This is a genomic window from Candidatus Aminicenantes bacterium (genome assembly GCA_011049425.1).
Classification (GTDB): Bacteria; Acidobacteriota; Aminicenantia; order UBA2199; family UBA2199; genus UBA876.
This window is the reverse complement of sequence record DSBM01000015.1, coordinates 1-6,315: the sequence shown is the minus strand read 5'-3', so window position 1 is coordinate 6,315 and position 6,315 is coordinate 1. Positions and strand designations below refer to the sequence as shown.

The following is a 6,315-nucleotide window of genomic DNA, read 5'->3' as shown; positions in this document are numbered from 1 at the left end:
CGCGCACGCGGTTCACCTCCCATTCCACCCAGAGCTGGTTGTCCAGGCCCTTGAGGTCTGACCCGGTAAAGTACTCTCCTGTTGATTCCAGGCGGATGCGCCATTCTTTGCCGCGCTGGTACACTTTACCCGTGATGCGGAAGTGGCGCTGTTGGGGGGCGTCCTTCATCCGGTAGGAAAAAGTGGGGGAGGTGACCCCGCCCACGTCTTTCATGGCCCCGGTCATGGCGTCGCCGAAGTGGCCGGCCACTTTGCCCGCCCCGGGAACCGAGGGCATGGGCATGAGATTGATCAGCCCCTTTACCGCTCCGGCCAGGGCCTCAACCCCCGACAGGTCAGGATCCAGGTTATACAGGATCGCGCCTTCACCGGAAATGGTGCCGTCCTCGCGCACGGTGAAGAAGAACTCGGCCGCGTGCTTGGTGGTGAGGGTCATGACCGTGATGCCGCCGCCGCGGCGGCGGAAGCGCACTTCCGCGCCCGCCGCCTTTCCCGTCCAGTCGCCCTGTAACCGCTCCAGCGTGATCTGAGAGAAATCTTCTGCGGTCAGTTGAACCCCGCCGATCACCAATGACGCGGCCAGCAATCCCATTAAAAGTTTATTCATTGGTGCCTCGATATTACCATTATGACATTGAGCCGGCTCTTTTTCACTTTACCGTCTCCTGCCTCCCAACACTTTTATTCAAATCCGAAATCCCAAATCCCAAACCTGAAACAAGAACAAAGCGGAATCAACCACAAAACACACGGAGCACACGGAAATAAGGGAAAAGTTGAGGGAGTTGAGAGGGTTGAGGGTGGACATACAGTTTTACAAGTGTTGGCTTCTCCTGCCCTTCGCCCCTCGCCTCTTGCCAGTGTTTTTACTTTAGACTTTCAACTTTCGACTGATTTTTCCCTGCCTTCCTGTCACCTGAGACCTGTCACCTTCTTTCTCTCTTTCTAACTTTATGAAACTTCTTTCCTCTTCAACTTTTCAACTTTAATCACGGCAACACCGTCATGTTGTAGCGGCGCAGGCACACGTCCACGCTGCCGTTCCGGATCCACACCTGGTAGCTTCCCGGGGGCAGGTTCGGGCAGTTGAAGCTGATTTTATTGTTGGGCCCCCAGGAAGTGACGGGAACCGTCTGCGGACCGAAGCGCACCGTCCAGTTTCCCTGGACGGGTGGCAGCTTGTAGGCGTGGAGTTCAAGAACGTCGCCGGCGCGGGCTTCCAAGATGAAACCTGACGAGCTTCCCCGGATCATGATGCCCTCGAAGTCCAGCTTCAGCAGGATCTGGATGGTGTTGGAGACGAGCTGGTTCCCGTCCATGATGCGCAGGCTGTAGGTCTGTCCGAAGGGGATGTTCAGATTGTCTTTTACCAGGCAGTTGATCCAGGTATCCGTCCAACCCACGAAGTTGCCGTTGTGCTCCTCAACCGGCAGGGTGTAGGACCCCAACTTGACGGTTTTTTTGCCGGGTGTGCTGCCGAAACCGCTGCCGCCCAGATGCAGTTCGATATTTCCGGTATCCGATCCCATGATGGTGGTTTGACTGACGCCGCTGATGTGGATCAGCTGGGGTTGGGGCAGGTAGTGACTGAGGAATTGATACTTTACGAAAGCGGTGTTGTTTTTTTCGTTGCTCTCGGCCACGGCTTGGCCGGAATCCGCCACGGCGCCGAGGTACAGCAGCTTGGGAGCGCCCCTGGGTTTGAAAATCGGCAGGGGCAGGCTCAGGGTGCGCGAAGCGCCGGCTGCCAGGCGGTCGATGTGCATGCGTCCGCCCTTGACCAGCATGTCTTCGTTCCAGGAAGTAGAAAACGCGGCGTATGTAACCGGCGCTTTCTCGTCGGAAGACAGGATAAAATCGACAAAGAAATTACCGGCCGCCGCCTTGCCGCTGTTGCTCACCACCAGGTTGATTTTGTGAGCCGGTATGGTTAGTGGCCGAGCCTTTGTGAACGATACCTCCAGGTCGGGTTGGAGCCGGATTTTGGATATCGGCGCTTTCACCGGCTTGATGGTTCTTGTCTGCCCGGCCAGGTCCGACGATGCCGCAAACAGCACGAAGGCAATCAGTATGGTTAAAATACTTTTGGTTTTGTTCATCTTTCTCTCCGGGAATTGAATAAAAGTAAAGACGAAAATATCTCTCCCCAGTTGCTTTTATTCCGAGCGGTTCACGAGCCGCTAAGCCTGCCTCCTGATGTCTTTATTCAAATCCGAAATCCCAAATCCGAAACAAATTCAAATGATCCAAAGTTGAAAAGGCAAGAAGTTTAAAAAAAGCTTTTACTTTTTGCTTTCGACTTTAGACTTTCGACTAAGTTTCCCCCTCGCAATTCATGCTCAGAATAACGAATAAGGAAGAATGAATAAAAAAGCTCGAGATCCGTAGGATGCACTCGAAAGGAACTGTAGGGGTCTTGAAAGAACTCGTAGAAGGTAGAAAAAAGCATTAAAGGTTTGCTTTTAATTTTGACTTTCGACTTTTTACTTTCAACTGTTTTATTCAATCCCCAGCCGGGTCATTTTCTTGAACAGGCCCTTGCGGGAGAGGCCGAGTTTTTGCGCCGCCCTGGTGCGGTTGCCCCCGGTCTCCGCCAGGACGCGCGTAATCATCCTTAGTTCCAGTTGATCCACTTTTCCCTTGATGTCGTTTTCATCCATTGCGACGGTGTGTTCAAGGGAATGATCCCGGATATCATCATTGAGCATGTCCGCATGTACCACTCCGGCGTTTTTCATGAGCAGGCCCACCCGATCGGCCTCGTTTTTTAACTCCCGCACGTTTCCCGGCCATGGGTATTCGAGCAGCAAGCGCACCGCCTTGGGCGAAATGCCCCGGAACGGCTTTTTTCGTTTTGCCAGTTTGCGGCAAAGAAAAAATTCAAAAAGGGGTAGGACCTCTTCTCTGCGTTGTCGCAGGGGTTGGATGACCAGATTGAATGTTTTCAAGCGGAAGTAAAGATCCCGGCGCAAGCGTTTGCTCTCAATTAATTCGCTGAATGGAATGTTGGAGGCCGCAATCACCCGCACGTCGACCTTCTCCGGTGTGTGGGCGCCGATAGGGAATACTTCGCCGCTCTCCAATACCCGCAACAGCTTGGCCTGTATCGGCGCGGGCATGTCCGCCACCTCGTCAAGGAAAACGGTTCCCCCGTCCGCGGTCGCAAACTTGCCCTTTTCACGGCTTGTGGCACCGGAATAGGCGCCTTTCTGATGGCCAAAGAGCTCGTTCTCCACCAGGTGTTCCGGAAGAGAAGATGTCATGATCGGCAGGAATGGTCCCTGTCGGCGGGAATAGTGGTGGATCAGCGCCGCGACTATCTCCTTGCCCACCCCGGTTTCCCCTTCCAGTATGACGCCGGAATTATCAGGCGCCAGGCGCATGATGGTTTGCAGCAGTTTGCGGGCATGTTGGGATGAAAACAATATGGGAGTTTTTAATTGGGGCAGTTCCAGCAGGGAATGCTCTTCATCATCGAAGCCCAAATCTTCTTCGGAACGAATGCGTTTCTTGTGCGCCGGCTTGCGGTTGATCAGGTAGATCAACTTGGCGAGGTGGGTCAGGCGGGTATGAATGAAAGGCGGCAAACCTTCCTTGTAGTTGCCGTTGATGACCGTGACGTAGTAGCACAACTGCTGGTGCTGGAACAATACGGGGCTGGAGAGACAGCGGACACCGCTTTCTTTGTCGGATACCATTAATGAATTCAAGAACGCCCCTTTCATATGATTCGAATCCGCCAAAAGGTTTTCCGGGTTTCGCCCGTGGGCGAAAAGGAGGAGAGGCTCACTCTTTCCCCGAACGATCACGCCGAAACCTTGAATCCCCATTTTGTCAAAAAGGTCGGGCAGGTCGGAGCGGTAGAAATCCCCGGTGCTTTCCATGGCCATAAAGAGGTCAAAAAAGGCCCTTCCCGTCTGAATCTGTTCCCGCTCATCCTCACGGACGTTGTGTGTGGATTCGCCCAGGTCAAGTTTAAGCGGTGGTTTGCGGATCTGGTCCGGCAGGACGTCATCCTTGTCCCAGGGAGTCAGGGTGAAGGGAACCTTCCCGGTCTGGATAGAGGCTTCATGGTCGAGGGGTGCCGGCGCATCCAACAATTCGCCATTGAAAAAAGTACCGTTGGTGCTTCCCAAGTCTTGAATCCACCACTGGTCCTCATCATACCATGTGCGAACGTGATGACGGGAAACCGTGTCATCGGGGATGATGATGTCGTTTTCGCCGGATCGGCCCCAATGGTAATCGCCGGCACGGAGAAATAATGTGGTTCCTGAATTCAACAGGTGTACCCGGAGCATGTTTAATTCTAATTCGATATTTTTTGATTGTCAACAACATCGAATTGATGGGTGCAGGCCGGAAATATAGTGGGCATCATGTTCTCTTCAGCGGGTACTTTGTGCCCGGCCGGTCTCTATTTGCTTTACGCAGACTTCTGTATTGCTCAATTGGTTGCGCCCGGTTTCAGCTTCAGCAGGGCGTTTCCAAGTAAAGCCCTTTTAGCAAAAGGGTTGGCACATAAAATGCAAACTTCAAAACCCTGTTGTGTGAAATGACATTCCTGAAAGGCGGCCGACCCCAACGGCGGCAGCCTGTCCGCAGCTTTCCGGTTTGTTGACGTAAATGCGAACGATTCAGTTTTTCCAAAGGGGAAATAATGAAAAAAGTCAGGATTTTCGGAATCAGTGATATCGGTTGCGTGAGGCGGGAGAACGAGGACTCCTTCTGGGTACACGGTACAGGGAAAAGGGTCGTCGCCCTGGTGGCCGACGGCATGGGCGGTCACGTGGCCGGCAAACTGGCGTCCGCCACAGCCGTGGATGTCCTGCGTCACCACCTTGAGAGCAAGGACGGGTTCAAACCCGTGGAAGAGAAAATGGAAGACGGCATGTTCCGGGCGCATAAACGCATCGAGGAATTGGCGCGGGAGCACGCGCCCAACGCCCGCATGGGCACCACCTGCACAATGGCTGTGCTGGAACGCTTTCCCCGCCAGAACAGGCGCCAAGATGACGCCTTGCGCTTGCTGATCGGCCACGTGGGAGACAGCCGCCTCTATCGCCTCAGAGAAGGCAATATTGAGCAGGTGACCACGGACCACACCATGTTGCAGCGCATGCTGGAAGCCGGGGCCATTTCCGCGGCGGAAGCGCGCGAGTACGAACACAAAAACGTAATATACAAGTCCCTTGGGGGTTCAGAGAACCTCCAACTCGACCCGGTGACGGAGCATGAAGTTCATCCCGGGGAACTCCTGCTTCTCTGCTCCGACGGTTTGACCGGTCATGTGAAAGCGGAAGAAATTCACGCCGTGGTGCGCGCCACCCGCAACCTCGAGGCCGCGGGTCACGCCCTGGTTGAACTGGCCAGGCAGCGCGGCGGCAGTGACAACATTACGGCCGTCCTTTTGGAATACGGCCGATTCTCCCGTCTTTCCGCCTCTGTTTCCCGCGAACAGATACGACAATTGTTGGGGAAATCCCCTGGTGCCAGAAACCCCCGTCACTGGGGAACGATCCTGGTCTTAATGTTAATCCTGGTTATTCTGGGGGGGGTGTTAACCTTTCACGTCCTTTCAAAAAAAGGCGTATCATTGGCGGATAGTGACGCAAAAGTTACGGCGCAAGAATCCGTTTCACCCGGTGAGTCGGTTGACGCCCACGCCCATCCCAAAGAACCGCCGGTGCAAGACAATCAGCCCCTCATGGCTCCGCCGCTGACAAAGGACGGGAAGGAGCAAGCCGGATCATCATCCGGCCCAGGCCCGATTAAAGCAAAAGAGAAAACTGATGACTCCGCAAACTGATCCCTTGGCTTGGCCTGAAATCCCAGGCGTTGTATTGGAAAAAGAATTGGGCCGCGGCGGTATGGCCGTGGTCTACCGGGGCGTTCAGTCCCGGCTCAAGCGGTCCGTGGCGGTCAAGGTGCTCTCTCCGGTCCTGCTGGTGGACCCCCAGTTCTCCAAGCGTTTCCTTCGTGAAGCCGAGACCGCGGCGGGCCTGAACCATTCCAATATCGTCTCCATCTACGATGTCGGCAGCGAGGGACAATGGAACTACATGGTCATGGAGTACCTTCCCCAAAACCTGGCCGATCAGATCGGTAAAGGTAACATGGCATCGGAAAAGGCACTGGCGATCTTTAGCGCAATCGCGTCCGCCCTGGATTACGCCCATGGCAAGGGCTTCATCCACCGGGACGTGAAGCCCGATAACATCTTGTTTCGCGAAGACGGCACGCCGGTGTTGTGTGATTTCGGGATTGCGCGGGCGGTGGGTTCGGCCACGCGTTTGACCAAGACGGGCATGAGTG

At 54.7% G+C, this 6,315-nt stretch carries 5 protein-coding genes; 2 read left to right on the top strand and 3 right to left on the bottom strand.

Annotation, left to right across the window (positions count from 1 at the left end; genetic code table 11):
* From ENN40_01230 to ENN40_01220, 3 genes are all read right to left on the bottom strand, one after another.
* Positions 1-607, bottom strand: a 607-nt coding sequence (locus ENN40_01230; GenBank protein HDP93965.1) for a hypothetical protein, incomplete at its 3' end; no start/stop codon positions are given.
* A 382-nt stretch (positions 608-989) separates the two neighbouring features.
* On the bottom strand, positions 990-2,099 hold the full coding sequence (locus ENN40_01225; protein HDP93964.1) for a hypothetical protein: 1,110 nt from the start codon (positions 2,097-2,099) through the stop codon (positions 990-992).
* A gap of 399 nt (positions 2,100-2,498) precedes the next feature.
* On the bottom strand, positions 2,499-4,301 hold the full coding sequence (locus ENN40_01220) for an FHA domain-containing protein (protein HDP93963.1): 1,803 nt from the start codon (positions 4,299-4,301) through the stop codon (positions 2,499-2,501).
* Positions 4,302-4,660: 359 nt separating this feature from the next.
* On the opposite strand from ENN40_01220, the gene ENN40_01215 reads away from it, so the two are divergent.
* Both ENN40_01215 and ENN40_01210 read left to right on the top strand, forming a co-directional pair.
* A complete protein-coding gene (locus tag ENN40_01215) occupies positions 4,661-5,809 on the top strand; it encodes a serine/threonine-protein phosphatase (protein HDP93962.1) in 1,149 nt (382 codons plus the stop codon).
* The coding region (locus tag ENN40_01210; protein ID HDP93961.1) for a serine/threonine protein kinase at positions 5,793-6,315 on the top strand (523 nt) is incomplete at its 3' end. The genes ENN40_01215 and ENN40_01210, both read left to right, overlap by 17 nt.